Below are 15,930 nucleotides of genomic sequence, written 5' to 3'. Positions count from 1 at the left end.
CGAACCCGCACATGAAATCTTTCGACCTCTCGCTGTTCGCGGATTACTTCCAATTCTACATTCAGGATGAATCCGCAACTGGCGACCTTTCTGAAGCGTGGACGCCGGAAGCGACGGACCGGTTGCTCGCGATCGTCCCCGGGATGGTCGGGATCAGCACCGTGCGGAACATGCACGTCCCAGTCTCGGTACAGGTTCTCGAACGCGAGCCGGACCACGATTCCTCCGATTGGGATCACGTGGTCGAAGCCAGCCTGGACGTCGCGTCCGGACGCATCGTGATCGCCGGTTGCACAGACTACTTCCCAGACGCCATGCGCATAGAAACTGAACCGGGGACCTATCGGGTGCGCGTGTCCTATGGCGCGCTCGACACACTGTCGGAGGACGGCCTGGAGGGAGACGATCACTACAGGCTGCAGCTCTGGCCGGCCCCCTCAATCGCGGTGCGGGTCTTGAAGCAACGGCCGACATAGGCAGACACGGTGGCGCCGTTGGTCGTTGCCGGCTCTTGATCCATGCTATGGAGAGAAGACGGAATCGAGCTCTCCCCCATGGCCAAATCCACCCTCTCCTTCGTCTGCCAGAACTGCGGCGCGGCGTATAATCGCTGGCAGGGCAAGTGCGACTCCTGCGGCGAGTGGAACACGCTGGCCGAGGAAGACACCACGGGCTCGGTGCCGGTCTCGATCCGCAGCAAGCGCAAGGGGCGGACGTTCGCGCTGGAATCGCTGTCCGGCAAGACCCAGGATGCGCCGCGGCTGTCGTCGGGCATGGCCGAGCTCGACCGCGTCACCGGCGGCGGCTTTGTCCGCGGCTCGGTGCTCCTGGTCGGTGGCGATCCCGGCATCGGAAAATCCACGCTATTGACCCAGGCCACCAGCATGATGGCGCGCGCCGGCCATCGCGCGGTCTACATCTCGGGCGAAGAAGCGGTCGCGCAGGTGCGGCTCCGCGCCGAGCGGCTCGGGCTGGCGGACGCGCCGGTGCAGCTCGCCTCCGAAACCTCGGTCGAGGACATCGTCTCGACACTGTCGGAAGGCGCGGTGCCGCGGCTGATCGTGATCGATTCGATCCAGACCATGTGGACCGACACGGTCGAGTCCGCGCCCGGCACGGTGACCCAGGTCCGCGCCTCGGCGCAGGCCCTCATTCGCTTCGCCAAGAAGACCGGTGCAACGATCATCCTGGTCGGGCATGTGACCAAGGACGGCCAGATCGCCGGCCCCCGCGTGGTCGAGCACATGGTCGATGCCGTGCTGTCGTTCGAGGGTGAAGGCTCGCAGCAGTTCCGCATCCTGCGCTCGGCCAAGAACCGCTTCGGCGCGACCGACGAGATCGGCGTGTTCGAGATGACCGGGCTCGGGCTGCGCGAGGTCACCAACCCCTCGGAACTGTTCCTCTCCGAACGCGAGCTCGGCAGCCCCGGCACGGCGGTGTTCGCCGGCATCGAGGGCACCCGCCCGGTGCTCGTCGAGTTGCAGGCGCTGGTGGCGCCGACCTCGCTCGGCACGCCGCGCCGCGCCGTGGTCGGCTGGGATCCGAGCCGGCTGTCGATGGTGCTGGCGGTGCTGGAGGCGCATTGCGGTGTCAAATTGTCCGGACATGACGTCTATCTCAATGTGGCGGGCGGCCTGCGCATCCAGGAGCCGGCCGCGGACCTCGCAGCTGCCGCCGCGCTGGTCTCCTCGCTGGTGAATGCGCCGTTGCCGACAGATGCGGTCTATTTCGGCGAAATTTCGCTGTCCGGCGCGATCCGCCCGGTGGCGCAGACCCCGGCCCGGCTGAAAGAGGCCCTCAAGCTCGGCTTCGGCCGCGCCATCCTGCCCGAATCGGCCCGCGGCGATGGTGGCGGCGATAGCGGGCTTGCGCTGAACAGCGTCGGCAATCTGACCACGCTGGTCGCCGAAATTGCGGCACGCGGGACACCCCGAGGCGGCCGGGCTGCGCCACGGGACGACCAGGACGGCTCCAGGGGCGCTGATGCGGCTGAGAAAAATGCCACACCGGCCCGATTCCGTCGCGAGACCAGCTAAAGCAGGCGTGACGTATCAGCCCCCCGCCGCTATACATCCGGCGCGCGGGACAGGTGGTGTTGCGGCCTTGCCGAATGCCCCCGATGCGCCTCAGTTAGGACGGCACCGACTTTGCCGATTCGCGAGCCCTTAACAGCGGACCCAAACGTACCAGCGGACCTGACCAGCCGATGCCCATAACGATACTCGATCTCGTCCTGCTCGGCGTGATGCTGATCTCGGGCCTGCTTGCCATGGTGCGCGGCTTCATGCGCGAGATCCTGTCGATCGCGGCCTGGGGCGCCGCTGCGCTGGTCACGCTGTATGCTTTCTCGAAGCTGCTGCCGACTGCCAAAACTTACTTCAATAACGACACGGTCGCGGCCGTGGTGGTGGTGGCCGGCGTCTTCATCGGCACGCTGATCGTGGTCTCGATCATCACCGTGCGGATCTCGGACATGATCCTGGATTCCCGGATCGGCGCGCTCGACCGCACACTCGGCTTCCTGTTCGGCCTCGCCCGCGGCCTCCTGATCGTGGTCGTGGCGTTCATGTTCTTCACCTGGCTGGTTCCGGACAAGCAGCGGCCCGATTGGGTCACCGGCGCGAAGTCCCGGGTGGTGCTGCAGGGAACCGGGGATTGGCTGATGGCGCTCTTGCCTGATGACCCCGAGAACACCATCTTAAAGAAGTTCAAGAAGAATAAGCCCGACGACGATTCTGCGGCTGATACCAACGATCAGGCAACGCCGGCGTCGGGCGATGGCTACAGCAAACCTGCGCGTGACGGCTTGAAAAAGCTGATCGAGAAACCCGCGGGCCGATAACTTATTTGGGCCCCTTGCGAGAGGCGATGAACGAGATGCAAACCCCTTCCGATCACGCCGCCCAGATGGATCTCGACCTCGGGCCGATCGAAAAGCAGGAACATCTCCGACAAGACCACCGGGACGACGATTTCAGATACCACCCCGATCTTGATGGCGACACGCTCCGCGAGGAATGCGGCGTGTTCGGCGTCTTTGGCCACCCCGAGGCCGCCGCGATCACCGCGCTCGGCCTGCACGCCCTGCAGCACCGCGGCCAAGAGGCCGCCGGCATTGTCTCCTTCGACGGCGGCCGCTTCCACAGTGAACGCCGCCTCGGCCTGGTCGGCGATGCCTTCTCCCGCCGCGAGGTGATCGATCGCCTGCCCGGCAACGCCGCGGTCGGCCATGTCCGCTACTCCACCACCGGCGGCACCATCCTGCGCAACGTGCAGCCGTTGTTCGCCGAGCTCAGCGCCGGCGGCTTTGCGGTCGGCCACAACGGAAACCTGACCAACGGCCTCACCCTGCGCCACGAACTGGTCAAGGGCGGCGCCATGATGCAGTCGACCACCGACACCGAGGTGATCCTGCATCTCGTCGCACAGTCCAAGCGCACCCGCTTCATCGACCGTTTCATCGAGGCGCTGCGCACCATCGAGGGCGCCTACGCGCTGGTCGCGCTGACCAACAAGAAGCTGGTCGGCGCCCGCGATCCGCTCGGCATCCGCCCGCTGGTGCTCGGCGATCTCGACGGCCATCCGATCCTGACCTCGGAGACCTGCGCGCTCGACATGATCGGCGCGAAATATGTCCGCGACATCGAGCCCGGCGAGATCATCGTGTTCGACGAGCGCGGCGCGCACAGCCACAAGCCGTTCCCGCCGAAGCCGGCGCGGCCCTGCATCTTCGAGTACATCTATTTCGCGCGGCCGGATTCGATCGTCGGTGGCCGCTCGGTGTACGACGTGCGCAAGGCATTCGGCGCCCAGCTCGCGCGCGAGAGCCATCCCGAGGTCGACGTCGTGGTGCCGGTGCCGGATTCCGGCGTGCCCGCCGCGGTCGGCTACAGCCAGTATTCCGGCGTGCCGTTCGAGCTCGGCATCATCCGCAACCACTATGTCGGTCGCACCTTCATCCAGCCGACCCAGACCGTGCGCGAGCTCGGCGTGCGCATGAAGCATTCGGCCAACCGTGCCGCGATCGAAGGCAAGCGCATCATCCTGATCGACGACTCGCTGGTGCGCGGCACCACCTCGAAGAAGATCGTGCGCATGATGCGCGATGCCGGCGCCCGCGAGGTGCACTTCCGCCTCGCCTCGCCGCCGATCCTGTATCCCGACTATTACGGCATCGACCTGCCGGACCGCGGCGGTCTCTTGGCCGCGACCCATTCGCTCGAGGAGATGCGCGACATCATCGGCGCCGACTCGCTCGCCTTCCTGTCGATCGACGGCATGTACCGCGCGATGGGCTATGAAGGACGCGACCCGGCCAATCCGAGATTCGCCGACCACTGCTTCACCGGCGCCTATCCGACCCACCTCACCGACCAGAGCGAAACCGAGGCCCCGCCGCGCCAGCTCTCACTGCTGGCCGAGGCGAGCTGACGGAGCACGCCATGCAGCCGATCATGGGCATCCTCTGTGGGGTGCTGCTGGTCGGCTTCATCGTGTTTGCCTTCCGACAGGGCATGAAGGTGACGCCCGACAATTCGGGCAACGGCACCAACAGCAGCAATATGGACCAGGGGCCCGGCCCCTAGCCGAAAGCGCAGGAATTCGTCATGGCCGGGCTTGTCCCGGCCATTTCCGTCTGTAATACCCGCCGCAAGATATGGACGGACAGACATGACAAAACCCCTCGCCTCCCGTATTGCCCTCGTGACCGGCGCCTCGCGCGGCATCGGTTATGCGACCGCGGTCGCGCTGGCCAAGGCCGGCGCGCATGTCGTGGCGGTGGCGCGCACGCAAGGCGGGCTGGAAGAGCTCGACGACGAGATCCGCAAGGACGGCGGCAGCGCCACGCTGGTGCCGCTCTCACTGACCGATTATGACGGCATTGCGCGGCTCGGGCTCGCGCTGCATGAGCGCCATGGCAAGCTCGACATCCTGGTCGGCAATGCCGGCACCGCCGGTCCCTCCTCGCCGCTCGGCCATATCGAGCTGAAGCCCTGGAATGACGTGTTCGCGATCAACGTCACGGCGAATTTCCAGCTGATCCGCTGCATGGACCCGCTGCTGCGCCAGTCCGACGCCGGTCGCGCGGTGTTCGTCACATCAGGCGTGGCGCACAAGGCCAACGCCTATCTCGGCCCCTATGCCGCCTCGAAGGCCGCCCTCGACGCGCTGGTGCGCTCCTGGGCGAACGAGACCGCCAACACGGCGCTGCGCATCAACCTGTTCAGCCCCGGCCCGATCCGCACCCGGATGCGCGCGCAGGTGTTTCCCGGCGAAGACCCGATGACGCTGGACACGCCCGACATGGCCGCCGAATTCGTGCTGCCGATGTGTTCGCCCGCATGGACCGAAACCGGCAAGCTCTACGACTACAAGGCGCGCACGCTGCGGAGCTTTCAGCCGCCTGCGTGAGGAATCACAGGCGGGCCGCGCATTCGATGTCATCCCCGCGAATGCGGGGATCCAGTATTCCAGAGGCGATAGCGTTTGAATCGAGACGCCGCGGCGTACTGGATCGCCCGGTCAAGCCGGGCGACGACACCATCTATGACGCATCGGCTTGCCTTTTCCTCGCGATTGACTCCTCCCCCGCCCCGCGATTGACTGCCCTCCTCAAGCGGGACGCCCCGCCAAGAAAAATCTCGGGAGGCATCATGACGCCGACGTTCAATCGCGCGCGCTCCATTCTGTCCGGATTGTTTCTCTCCGCCGGCATCGCATCAGCAGCCCTTTTTGTTCAGCCAACGCCCGCCAGAGCCGGTGACGTTCCGACCTTCGCGGTCGACACGTCCTGGCCCAAGCAGCTGCCGAACAACTGGATCATCGGCCAGGTCGGCGGCATCACCGTCGACTGGCAGGGGCATATCTGGGTGGTGCACCGGCCACGCTCGCTGACCGATGGCGAGAAGGCGGCGAGCCTCACCCCGCCGCGCGCGAAATGCTGCGTGGCGGCACCGCCGGTGCTCGAATTCGATGTCGACGGCAATCTGCTGCGCGCCTGGGGCGGCCCCGGCGACGGCTATCAATGGGTCGGCCGCGAGCATGGCATCGAGGTTGACGAGCGCGGCTTCGTCTGGATCGGCGGCAATGCCGATGACGACAGCGCGATCCTGAAGTTCTCGCTCGACGGCAAGTATCTCGGCCAGATCGGCAAGATCGCAGCCCGCACCAACAGCAACGACACCACCCAGCTCGGCCGCCCCGCCGAGATGGCGATCGACAAGGCGGCCAACGAGCTCTACATCGCCGACGGCTACGGCAACCGCCGCGTCATCGTGTACGACGCCACCACGCTGGCCTACAAGCGGCACTGGGGCGGCTATGGCAAGCTGCCCACCGACGACAAGCAGCCGCCCTACGATCCGAGCGCCGCGGTGCAGGAGCAGTTCGGCAATCCCGTGCATTGCATCAAGATCGCCAATGACGGGCTGGTCTATGTCTGCGACCGCAGCCAGGACCGCATCCAGGTGTTCCAGAAGAACGGCACCTTCGTGAAGGAATGGTTCTACGAGAAAAACACCCGCGGCGACGGCGCCGTATTCGATCTCGCGCTGTGGCCCGATCCGAAGCAGACCTATCTGCTCAACGCCGACGGCGCCAACAACGAGATCCGCGTGCTGAAGCGCGACGACGGCAGCGTGGTCGGCACCTTCGGCCATAGCGGCCGCAATGCCGGACAGTTCGCCCTGCTCCACGTCATGGCGGTGGACCAGAAGGGCAACGTCTACACCGGCGAGGTCGAGGGCAAGCGGATCCAGAAATTCAAGCTGACCTCGGATGCGCTCAAGTAGCAATGACGGCAGGATGACGCTTCGACGCAGTTCATCCGGCTTTATGCGGATTGCCGCTCGCCAAAGGAAAGGGTAAGCGGGAACCCGACGACCGCCACAAGGCTCCATAAGAGGGCCGTTGCGGAAAAAATCGACAGTGGAGGGAATGTCTCATGACGACGACGCTCGCACGGCGCCACGCCGTGCTTCTCGCTTGCGCTGCACTCGGCCTTGCAACGCCAGCCTTTGCTCAGGACAAGAACGTCAAGATCGGCGTGCTGAACGACATGTCGGGCCTCTATGCCGATATCGGCGGGCCCAATTCGGTGGCCGCGGCCAACATGGCGGTGGAAGATTCCGGCCTGCGCGCCAAGGGCTGGAAGATCGAGGTGGTCAGCGGCGACCACCAGAACAAGCCCGACGTCGGCGTCAACATCGCGCGCAACTGGATCGACAACGACAAGGTCGACATCATCACCGATACGCCGAACTCCGGCGTCGCGCTGGCGGTGAGCAACCTTGCCAAGGAGAAGAACTCGATCGTGCTCAATTCGGGCGCGGCGACCGCCGATCTGACCGGCAAGGCCTGCAACGCCAACACGATCTCCTACACGTTCGACACCTACATGCTCGCCAACGGCACCGGCAAGGCGCTGACCAAGGCGGGCGGCGACACCTGGTTCTTCCTCACCGCCGACTACGCCTTCGGCCACGCGCTGGAGCGCGACACCTCGGCGGTCGTCACCGCGAACGGCGGCAAGGTGCTCGGCGGCGTCAAGCACCCGCTCAACACCGCGGACTTCTCCTCGTTCCTGCTGCAGGCGCAGGCCTCCAAGGCCAAGATCATCGGCCTCGCCAATGCCGGCGGCGACACCACCAACGCGATCAAGCAGGCGTCCGAATTCGGCATCACCGCGGGCGGACAGAAGCTCGCGGCGCTGCTGCTGTTCGTCAACGACGTGCATGCGCTGGGCTTGAAGATCGCCCAGGGCCTCACCTTCACCGAGTCGTTCTACTGGGACATGAACGACCAGACCCGCGCCTGGTCGAAGCGCTTCCAGAAGGTCTCGCCGAAGAACGCGATGCCCTCGATGACGGTGGCCGGCGTCTATGCCGGCGTGCTGCATTACCTCAAGGCATTGGACGCGATGGGCGGCAATCCGCATGACGGCGCCAAGGTCGTCGCCAAGATGAAGGAGATCCCGACCGACGATCCGCTGTTCGGAAAGGGTCCGCTGCGGATCGACGGCCGCCGCATCATCCCGGCCTATCTGTTCGAGGTGAAGAAGCCGGAGGAGTCCAAATATCCGTGGGACTATTACAAGCTGATCGCCACCATCTCGCCGGAGGACGCCGCCAAGCCGCTCGAGGCCAGCGATTGTCCGCTGGTGAAGAAATAAGCGAGCTCTGTAGGGTGGATTAGCCGACTACGTCCGCCGTAGCTCAACAAGCGAAGGCGGAAGGCGTAATCCACCATCTTTTCACGGCACGAAGTTGGCGGGTTACGCATCGCTAACCCGCCCTACTCCGATCACTTCGCCGCCGACTTCGCCTTCGCAGCCGCCGGCAGCGATGCCCACTCCCGGTCGGCACGCGGGCCGCCGGGATCGCCGGTCAGGCCGACGAGTTGTCCGGGCTGAGCGTCGAATGTCGGCGTCCAGGTCTGGGTCTGGCACAGCAGCTTGAGCAGGCACCCCTTGAGCTTCAGCCGGTCGGACGGATCGCGCCACAGCGAGACCGAGTAGGACTTGCCGTCCTCGGCATTGTAGATGTCGCCGTCGAACCGGCCCTCCGGCGACAGCTTCAATCCCAGGATCAGCTGATGGCCGAGCAGCGCGCGCGTGCGCTTGTCGGGATCGGGATTGAAGCTGTCGCGGAACGGCTGGCCGCGCGGATCGAGCGGATCCTTCATCCACACGATGAAGCCGCAGATGCGGTCGCGCGCCGTGCCGCAACGCTCGAGGCGGATGCGTGCGCGTCCGTCCTCGGTCAGCCAGGTGCCGCTCGGATCGCTCGATGCGATCACTTCGGCATGGCCGGTTGAGCTCATCAGAATGGCGGCGACCAGGCCGCGCAGAAACAGGCGAACCATGTAATTCATTCGACAGCACCTTTCATCGTCGGGATGATTGCAGGAGGCGCGACGCGCGCCTCACTTCAGTTGCGCCATGAAGGCATCGGCACCCTTGTCGATGCCGGCGGTGGCGGCGGCGAGATCGCCGACGCTGGCCTTGATGTCGTAGGCGCCGGGATATTGCTTGCTGACGTAGGCGCCGAGCAGGCGCGCGGTCGAACTGTCGAACATCTCGACGGCATAGATCACCGAGCCGGTCATCGTACCCTCGCCGTCACGCGCGGCCTGCACGCCGTTGTAAATCGCGCCGGCCATGTCGAAGCGCGACAATGTGCCGAGCACCGGCGTGTTGGCGACCGCGCCGGTCAGCGTCAGCCGCACGCGAAACGTGTTCGGCCCGCGCGTATTCACCAGCGTGAAGCGGCCGCGCAATTTGTCGGCGAAGCGGGTCTGCATGTAGGCGGCGAGCGTCTGCTTGTCCTTCTCGGACATGTCGCCGAACTGATGATCCGCACCGCGATAGATCACGACCGGATCGAGCATCACCTTGTTGTAGCTCCGCCAGTCGACCGGCGGCGCATAGCGATACGGCACGCGGCCCGACGAGTCGGACGTATCAGGCGTCATGTAGGCCGACGAGGCCACGTCCGAATAAGCCACCGGCGTAACGGCGGCACATCCTCCGGCGAGGACGCAAAGCGCCATCGCTCCCAGACCGCGCGCGGCGATCGAGCTCTCCATTCCAATCTCCTCATCCGAGCTAAAGCGGAAGAGCAGCTCGGCCGCAGCCGCGTCCGGGGCTGAAGTTACGGCTGCGGCCGTCACTGCCGATCTGGCTCGCCCTCACGGCGCCGCCAGATCTTACCTCAGTGCGATAACTATAAAACCGACCAGTTGGTTTGTAAAGTTGCAATCGCAGGAACGCGTCAGAAAAATCGGGCGATCGAAACGTCGTGGAAAACCGGTGAGCTGCGTCGCGAAATGACGGCCTCGCGCTGTCACAAACCCGCGATATCTCTCGTGCTAACGCACCAATTGCCGGGGGATTTCAGGGGCCCGGTGCCGACCCAACGCCGCCAAGCGATCCATATTCCGCTTGGGCGGCGTTGTGCTTTCGGATCACGCCGGAGATTCAGCCACGCTTGCGCGCTGATGCCGGCTTTGCGGCCCGTGCGCCGGCAGGCCGCGGCGATGCCGTGCGCGTCGCCGTCACCTTGGATGGCTTTGCGGCCGCCGGCGCGCCCTGCTCGATCGCAGTCCACTTGCTGTCGTCGAGCAATCGCTCGAACAGGCGATCCCGCTCGCCGTCGGTCAGCGACGACAGGCCGAACAACGAACTCAGCAGCAGCCCCCGCGCCGCGGCCCAGCGCAGCAGCGCCAGATCCGGATCGCGCGCCTCGGCCTTCATCAGCGCGATCTTCTTGATGTCGACATCGCGCGGCATCGCCATCAATTCGGGATTCTCGTTCATCGCAGCCAGCAGCGCAAATGCCCCGGCCCGCGGCGTCGAGATCGCCTCCTTGAGCGTTGCGATCTGCGCCGCCAGTTCCGGCTGATCCGTGGTCTCGCGCGCGTTTTCGAGGTAGCGGCTCGAGAACTCCTCGAAATGCGCCATCTGCTGCTCGAGCAGAGCGCGCAGCACCGCTTCCTTGGTGCGGAACTGATGCATCACGCCGCCCTTGCTGAGCCCGCTCTCGCGCGCAATCGCGTCCAGCGTCAGGCGTCCCGGACCATCGCGCGTCACGATGGTGATCGCGGCGTCGAGTGCGGCGTTGCGGGAACGTTCGGAGCGGGAAGGATTATCCATGGAATTACTCAGGAAGGAGTCTCGTGAGATCACAGTATCTCAGCGGCCTCAGTCAATCTCAAGCGCTGGATCGGATCTCGCCTGGCAGCGCAAACGACGTACCGGAAAGCCAATGCCGGCTCCGGTCACACATCACTTCGAGGAATCAATCATCGCCCTACCCGGTCGCTCGCGCGCATGGGCCTTCGGCGCCGCGAACCTTCTGCAGCAGACGGCGGCGCAGGCCGTAAAGGAACCCGTGAGCCATTCGGCCGATGACCCTCTCCCCGCGACGGCGCGTGCGGGCAACAGACTCCGCGTCGGCATAGCCGGCAGCGACGATCGTGCCGTGCCTGCCGTCATCGAGCTTCAGGTCGGTGAGATAGACCAGGCCGCGCGACGTCAGCAGCGCCGCCTGCGCGTCGCTGAAGCGGGTCAACTCATCGCAGATATCAACGGCCTCGTTGTCCACCATGCTCCTCCTGCCGAGGCGGCCTCAGGGAACGAGGCGCGCACCTTCATCCCGCATCGCTTATACAAACCAACCGGATGGTTTGTATACAGGCAAAATGGCGCAATCCGCAAGATCCAGCCCGGACGCATCGGCGTGTCGGATCGGCGCCCTCGCATTCGTCCTCGAAGCATCGATCAGCCAGCACGCGGAGCACGCGAACGATGACACAGCAGCGCAACACGGCAGAAACCGAAGTCAGAACAATCATCGAAGCCTGGGCGGACGCCGTCCGCCGACACGACTATGCAGGCGTCCTCGCCCATCACGATCAGGACATCGTGATGTTCGACGTGCCGCCACCGCTCCAGTCACGCGGACTTGATGCGTACAGGAAGACCTGGGATTTGTTCTTCGGCTGTCAGCGTTCCTCCTACGCCTTCGATATCGAGGACATCGCGATCACGGCCGGCGATGACGTCGCCTTTGCCGTTGCGGTGATGCGATGCGGCCCGCTCGACGACACGTTCCAATTCAGGCTCACGATCGGACTGCGCAAGATCGACGGCAGCTGGCGGATCACGCACGAGCACCATTCGGTGCCGGCGACCGATTAAGATGTAGGGTGGGTTAGGCGAAGCCGTAACCCACCAACTTTCGGCGCCGCACGAAGGCGGCGGGTTACGCTACGCTAACCCGCCCTACGCTCTCTTCGCCGTCGCACGCCAGGCGATGGCGAGTGCGAGCAGCAGCAGCACGCCGGCCAGATAGAACGGCGCACCGGGCAGCTTCACGGACACGTTGTCGCCGATGAAATACGCAAACGTCAGCGTGAACAGGAACGGGCCGATCAATTCCGACATGCTCTGCACGCTCGATGTCGCGCCCTGCAACTGGCCTTGTTGGTCGGCGGCGACGAGTTGCGTCGTCAGGGCCTGGGTCGCGGCGCCCGAGATGCCCCACAACGCCATCACGGGAATGCCGATCCAGAACAGCTGCCCGGTCGGCGCCGCGCCGAAGATCACGAAGCCCAAGGCGCCGCAGACGAGGCCGAGGAACAACGCGTTGCGCTCGCCGAGCCGCTGCACGATCGGGCCGATCGCCGCGCCCTGCACGATCATGCCGCAGAGCCCGACCAGCGCCAGCGTCGCACCGACGGTGCCGGTGTCCCAGCCATAGCGATAGGTGGCGTACAGCACGAACACCGAGGGCAGCACGACATGCGCGAGCTGGCCGAAGAAAGTCGCCAGCGACAGGCCGGCCAGCGTCCGGTTCGCGCGCAGGAAATGCAGCGCGCCGATCGGATTGGCGCTCTTCCATTCGAACGGCGCGCGCCGTTCGACCGGCAGCGATTCCGGCAGGATGAACAGGCCATAGAGGCCGTTGACGAAGCTCAGGCCGGCCGCGGCCCAGAACGGCAGTCGCGGATCGATCTCGCCGAGCAAGCCACCGAGCGCCGGTCCCAGAATAAAACCCGCGCCGAACGCGACGCCGATCTTGCCGAACATCGCGGCGCGCTGCTCCGGCGCGGTGACGTCGGCGATATAGGCGAACACGGTCGAGATGCTCGACGAGGTGATACCCGAGATTGCCCGCCCGACGAACAGCCAGATCAGGTTCGGAGCCAGCGCCATCAGCACGTAATCTGCGGCGAGGCCGAAATTCGACAGCAGGACCACCGGCCGGCGGCCGAAGCGATCGGACAGCACGCCCAGGATCGGCGAGCAGACGAACTGCATCAAGGCCCAGATCGAGCCGAACACGCCGAAGATGCGCGCCGCATTGGCGGTGTCGTTGTTGACGAAGCCTTCGATCAGCTTGGGCAGGATCGGGATGATGATCCCGAGCGCGAGCATGTCGAGCAGCAGGGTGATGAAGATGAAGATCACCGCGCCACTACGTGCCTGCGGAACTGCCGCAGGATGGACTTCGGCGTCGCCGCTCACGACGGCCGCTTGCGCTTGTGAGCGAACGGATTGGCCTTCTCGCGCAGCGTGATCCGGATCGGCGTGCCCGGCAGATCGAAGGTCTCGCGCAGCGAGTTGGTGAGGTAGCGCAGATAGGATCTCGGGATCGCATCGGCGCGCGAGCAGAACAGAACGAAGCTCGGCGGGCGCGCCTTGACTTGCGTGATGTAGTTCAGCTTCAGCCGACGGCCCGAGACGGCCGGCGGCGGGCTGGCCTGGATTGCCTGCTCGAACCAGCGATTGAGCGCCGCAGTCGGCAAGCGCCGGTTCCAGACGGCATAGGCCTCCTGGATCGCAATCATCAGGCGGTCGATGCCCTCACCCATCAGGCCGGAGACGGCGACGATCGGCGCGCCCTTGACTTGGGGCAGCCAGTGGTCGGCATCGGTGCGCAGCTGCGAGATCTGGTTGGGCTTGCGCTCGACGAGGTCCCATTTGTTGACCGCGAGCACGATGGCACGGCCCTCGCGCTCGATCAGGTCGGCGATGCGCAGATCCTGCTCCTCGAACTTGTTCTGCGAGTCCATCATCATCACGACGACTTCGGCGAAGCGCACCGCGCGCAACGCGTCGGCGACCGAGAGCTTCTCCAGCTTCTCCTCGATCCGCGAGCGGCGGCGCAGGCCGGCAGTGTCGAATACGCGGAACTGGCGGCCCTGCCAGGTGATCTCGACAGCGATGGAATCGCGCGTGGTGCCGGCCTCGGGGCTGGTCAGCAGCCGCTCCTCGCCGAGCAGATGGTTGATCAGCGTCGACTTGCCGGCATTGGGTCGGCCCACGATGGCGACGCGGATCGGGCGCTGCGCGATCTCCTCATCCGACCAATCCTCGACGCCCTCGATCTCCTCCTCTTCCCCCTCGTCGACGGGTTCAGGCATCAGCGCACTCAGCGCCTCGTGGAGGTCGCCCATGCCCTCGCCGTGCTCGGCCGAGATCTGCACGGGATCGCCGAGCCCGAGCGCGTAGGATTCCATTGCGCCGATCTCGCCGTGCTTGCCCTCGGCCTTGTTGGCGATCAGCAGCACCGGCTTGTTGGCCTTGCGGGCGAAGTCGGCAAAGGCGCGATCGGTCGGCGTGAGGCCGACGCGAGCGTCGATCACGAACATCAGGGCGTCGGCGAGCTCGATCGCGGTTTCGGTCTGCTCCTGCATCCGCGCCGTCAGCGAGCCCTTGGCGCCCTCATCGAGCCCCGCGGTGTCGATGATGGTGAAGTCGAGATCGTAGAGCCGCGCCTGGCCCTCGCGGCGGTCCCGGGTCACGCCGGGCTCGTCGTCCACCAGCGCGAGCTTCTGGCCGACCAGCCGGTTGAACAGCGTCGACTTTCCGACATTGGGCCGGCCGATAATGGCGATGGTAAAAGACATGGATCATCCCGGCGCCGCGGCGCGGCGCGCGTCTAATGAATTGAAGCAGGAGCCTAGCGCGCGATGCGATTGGGTTGAACCGTCATCGCGCTTTAGATTCTTGTTTTAGCATGATCTCCGCGCAAACGCGTTCCGCGTTTGTCGCGAGGGAAAACCGCTTCGCACTTTTCCGGATCATGCTAGCGGCTAAATCCGCCGCTCGGTAGCGGCGCGGGGAACGCGCCGCCGGATTGTTGCGTGGTCTGGGTCTGCTGCGCCGGCGGGGCAGGCTGCGCCTGCTGGTCGTCGGCGGGCGGCGCGGTGGTGCGGCGGCGGACAATCTTCTTCGGCTTCGGCTCGGGCGGCAGCGCGGCAGGCGCGCCCTCGTCCGGCGCTGCGGCGTCGGGAGCAGCTGCCTGATCCGCGGCCGGCGCGGCGCGCTTGGTGTGCTTCTTGGCGCCCTTCGGCGGCTCCGGCGGCGGAGCCGGCTGGGCGGCGGCCGCTGCCGCGGCGTTCTGCTGGTCGAGCTGCTCCTGCTGCGAGCCCTTGTACAATTCCTTCGGCACGCCCTGCTCGAGGCCGGGCACGCCTTCCGGGAACACCGGCTTGCGGTCACCGGCCAGCTTCTTCTTGGTGTCGAGGAAGTCGAGCAGATCGCTCGGATCGAAATTGGCCATACCGCCACCGCCGCAGCCGGCCAGCGCGCTGCAAAGCGCTGTCAGAACTGCGGCTGCGATCAGGCGTTGCGAGCGGCGCATGGTCGATCTCTCACTCAAACTCGGGTTTCGCGCCGGTTCAGCTTTTGGCGACCGGCGGCAACAAGGCCTGCAGCGCTTCGGCGCGCGAACGCAGGCTCGGCGGCGTCTCGCCGTCATTGGCAATCTGGTCGAGCCACTGCCGCGCGGCGGTGGCATCGTTGGCGCGCCAGGCCGACAGCGCCAGCAACTCGCGCGCGGAGTGGCGGAACGTCGAGTCCTTCGACGTCGCCATGCCCTCGAGCCGTTGCACCATGTTCGGATAGGTCGTGGTGTCCATCACCATCTGCGCGGCGCGGATCCGCGCCAGGTCCTGATCGGGACCGCCGACGCTGCGGTCGGCTGCGATCTCGTCATAGAGCTTCGCAGCGGCCGGCTGATCGCGGGTCGCGACCTCGGCGGCCATGCGCAGCCGCGCCAGATTGCGATAGCCGGACGGCGCCTTGGTGATCAGGTCGGCGAACGCGGCCTCGGCCTCGGCGTGCTTGTTCTGGTCCGACAGCTCGACGGCGCGGTCGAACGCCGCACCGGCCTCGGCGGCCTTCTTGCCCTCGAGATATTGGTAGCCACGCCAGCCACCGACGCCCGCGACCACCACGATCGCCAGCGCGATGATGAAAAGCGAGTACTTGTCCCACAGCTTCTTGAGCTGATCGCGACGGACTTCCTCGTCGACTTCGTCAAATAATTCAGACACTTAAGGCTATCCCATCCCCTCGGGACCGCGAATCTCGGCGGAGCGCAGCCCCTACCTGATCCCCACATCGCGGCGGCGTTACCCTAA

Annotated in this window: 17 protein-coding genes; 9 read left to right on the top strand and 8 right to left on the bottom strand. The window is 65.6% G+C overall.

Features of this window, described 5'->3' with window-relative positions; all coding sequences use genetic code 11:
- Positions 1–11: 11 nt before the first annotated feature.
- The 8 genes from ACE103_RS18670 to ACE103_RS18635 all read left to right on the top strand — a co-directional run bounded on the left by ACE103_RS18670 (position 12) and on the right by ACE103_RS18635 (position 8,170).
- Positions 12–476 carry a hypothetical protein gene (locus ACE103_RS18670; protein WP_375780630.1) on the top strand — a complete coding sequence of 155 codons (465 nt, stop codon included), beginning with the start codon at positions 12–14 and terminating at the stop codon, positions 474–476.
- 78 nt (positions 477–554) lie between these two features.
- Positions 555–2,036 carry a DNA repair protein RadA gene (gene radA / locus ACE103_RS18665; protein WP_342722384.1) on the top strand — a complete coding sequence of 494 codons (1,482 nt, stop codon included), beginning with the start codon at positions 555–557 and terminating at the stop codon, positions 2,034–2,036.
- A gap of 170 nt (positions 2,037–2,206) precedes the next feature.
- Complete coding sequence (locus tag ACE103_RS18660; protein ID WP_223972611.1) at positions 2,207–2,842, top strand: CvpA family protein; 636 nt, start codon at positions 2,207–2,209, stop codon at positions 2,840–2,842.
- 26 nt (positions 2,843–2,868) lie between these two features.
- On the top strand, positions 2,869–4,431 hold the full coding sequence (gene purF, locus ACE103_RS18655) for an amidophosphoribosyltransferase (protein ID WP_223972613.1): 1,563 nt from the start codon (positions 2,869–2,871) through the stop codon (positions 4,429–4,431).
- A gap of 11 nt (positions 4,432–4,442) precedes the next feature.
- A complete protein-coding gene (locus tag ACE103_RS18650; protein ID WP_172803473.1) occupies positions 4,443–4,586 on the top strand; it encodes a hypothetical protein in 144 nt (47 codons plus the stop codon).
- A gap of 85 nt (positions 4,587–4,671) precedes the next feature.
- Positions 4,672–5,412: an SDR family NAD(P)-dependent oxidoreductase gene (locus tag ACE103_RS18645; RefSeq protein ID WP_375780629.1), complete on the top strand. Its 741-nt coding sequence runs from the start codon at positions 4,672–4,674 to the stop codon at positions 5,410–5,412.
- A gap of 242 nt (positions 5,413–5,654) precedes the next feature.
- Positions 5,655–6,791 carry a hypothetical protein gene (locus ACE103_RS18640; RefSeq protein ID WP_375780628.1) on the top strand — a complete coding sequence of 379 codons (1,137 nt, stop codon included), beginning with the start codon at positions 5,655–5,657 and terminating at the stop codon, positions 6,789–6,791.
- Between the two features lie 152 nt (positions 6,792–6,943).
- Positions 6,944–8,170: an ABC transporter substrate-binding protein gene (locus ACE103_RS18635; RefSeq protein ID WP_223972626.1), complete on the top strand. Its 1,227-nt coding sequence runs from the start codon at positions 6,944–6,946 to the stop codon at positions 8,168–8,170.
- Between the two features lie 131 nt (positions 8,171–8,301).
- Here ACE103_RS18635 and ACE103_RS18630 read toward each other — a convergent pair whose 3' ends face one another.
- The 4 genes from ACE103_RS18630 to ACE103_RS18615 form a co-directional block, all read right to left on the bottom strand.
- Positions 8,302–8,871, bottom strand: a complete 570-nt coding sequence (locus ACE103_RS18630; RefSeq protein WP_375780627.1) for a DUF2147 domain-containing protein — start codon at positions 8,869–8,871, stop codon at positions 8,302–8,304.
- A gap of 51 nt (positions 8,872–8,922) precedes the next feature.
- Entirely contained in the window at positions 8,923–9,585 is a 663-nt protein-coding gene (locus ACE103_RS18625) for a DUF3313 domain-containing protein (RefSeq protein ID WP_223972637.1), read from the bottom strand.
- 391 nt (positions 9,586–9,976) lie between these two features.
- The gene (locus ACE103_RS18620) at positions 9,977–10,651 is read right to left on the bottom strand and encodes a TetR/AcrR family transcriptional regulator (RefSeq protein WP_375780626.1); all 675 of its coding nucleotides are present in this window, start codon (positions 10,649–10,651) and stop codon (positions 9,977–9,979) included.
- A 157-nt stretch (positions 10,652–10,808) separates the two neighbouring features.
- Positions 10,809–11,105, bottom strand: coding sequence for a hypothetical protein (locus ACE103_RS18615; protein WP_375780625.1), 297 nt, complete (start codon positions 11,103–11,105; stop codon positions 10,809–10,811).
- A gap of 200 nt (positions 11,106–11,305) precedes the next feature.
- On the opposite strand from ACE103_RS18615, the gene ACE103_RS18610 reads away from it, so the two are divergent.
- Entirely contained in the window at positions 11,306–11,698 is a 393-nt protein-coding gene (locus ACE103_RS18610) for a nuclear transport factor 2 family protein (protein ID WP_223972656.1), read from the top strand.
- Between the two features lie 84 nt (positions 11,699–11,782).
- Here ACE103_RS18610 and ACE103_RS18605 read toward each other — a convergent pair whose 3' ends face one another.
- From ACE103_RS18605 to ACE103_RS18590, 4 genes are all read right to left on the bottom strand, one after another.
- A complete protein-coding gene (locus ACE103_RS18605; protein ID WP_375780624.1) occupies positions 11,783–13,027 on the bottom strand; it encodes an MFS transporter in 1,245 nt (414 codons plus the stop codon).
- A complete protein-coding gene (der, locus tag ACE103_RS18600) occupies positions 13,024–14,412 on the bottom strand; it encodes a ribosome biogenesis GTPase Der (RefSeq protein WP_375780623.1) in 1,389 nt (462 codons plus the stop codon). Before der ends, ACE103_RS18605 begins: the two co-directional genes overlap by 4 nt.
- A 179-nt stretch (positions 14,413–14,591) precedes the next feature.
- Complete coding sequence (locus tag ACE103_RS18595) at positions 14,592–15,149, bottom strand: hypothetical protein (RefSeq protein ID WP_375780622.1); 558 nt, start codon at positions 15,147–15,149, stop codon at positions 14,592–14,594.
- 37 nt (positions 15,150–15,186) lie between these two features.
- A complete protein-coding gene (locus tag ACE103_RS18590; protein ID WP_375780621.1) occupies positions 15,187–15,843 on the bottom strand; it encodes a tetratricopeptide repeat protein in 657 nt (218 codons plus the stop codon).
- Positions 15,844–15,930 lie beyond the last annotated feature (87 nt).

This window comes from Bradyrhizobium sp. ma5 (assembly GCF_042258955.1).
Lineage (GTDB): Bacteria > Pseudomonadota > Alphaproteobacteria > Rhizobiales > Xanthobacteraceae > Bradyrhizobium.
This window is presented reverse-complemented; position numbering and strand designations above follow the sequence as displayed.